The organism is Nocardia sp. TBRC8007 (assembly GCF_056629435.1).
This window is the reverse complement of sequence record NZ_JBWSOR010000110.1, coordinates 1-906: the sequence shown is the minus strand read 5'-3', so window position 1 is coordinate 906 and position 906 is coordinate 1. Positions and strand designations below refer to the sequence as shown.

Annotated in this window: 1 protein-coding gene; it reads right to left on the bottom strand. The window is 63.2% G+C overall.

Translation table 11 applies throughout. From position 1 onward, the window contains the following. Positions 1–906, bottom strand: a 906-nt coding sequence (locus ACX4ZE_RS22830) for a polyketide synthase dehydratase domain-containing protein (protein ID WP_480275519.1), incomplete at both ends; no start/stop codon positions are given.

Here is a 906-nt window from a genome sequence, read left to right as displayed (position 1 = left end):
GAGCAGTCCCATATCGGTCCCATGTTCCTGCTGCCAGGTGTCGAGGAATTCCTCGGCGGTCACCGCGATACGGCGCAGGGTCCACAGACTGTCCAGGTCGGTGTAGGTGGTGCCCGCGACCACCACCAAGTGCAGCCGTTCGGTACCTTCGCGGGCTCGGGCGGCCTGTAGCCGTTCGGTCAGTTCGGTTTCCAGGTCCTCGCGGCCGGGGTCACCCACGACCAACAGTTCGGCGCCCGCCGAATCGGGGGTGCTGATGCGCAACACCTGTTCGGCATTCAGATTCGGCGCGGTGTCCATCGCCACAATCAAGGTGAACAAGTCCTCGGTAGCGGGCAAGGCCGCGGGATCGATGGGATCACGCGTTTCCCAAACTTCTTCGTAGAAGAAGTCCGTCATCCGCTGCAGCGGCGCCGGACGTGGTGAGATAGCCCCGAACTTCAACCCGATGAGCTGCATGCACACACCGTGATCGGTATCGAGCAAGTCGATATCCACCACCGGCGCACTGGACCGGTCGGCCGTAGTCTTCAACCGCGCTACCACGGTGATCTCGTCCGGCAACGGTGCCCGCAGATACACCTCCTCCACCGAGACCGGGACCAGAGCCCCCTCCTCCTTATTGTGCGTTTCGGCGAACAACGTAGAACTGCTCTGCACAGCGGCGTCCACGACCGCTGGATGCGCGGCATACCGGCCCTCACGAGCGATGGTGCCGTCCACGGTGGCCACCACCATCGTGTCCGAAGCCCGCAATGAAGTGACACGCTGGAACAACGGCCCATACTCGAGCCCGTGCTCAGCCAACTTGGCATAGGAATCGACCGGGTCCTTCTCGGTCATCGCCTCGGTAGGCGGAACCTCGGCCTTGATCTGTTCGAAGGTGCCCTCGAGGAGCCTGCCGGT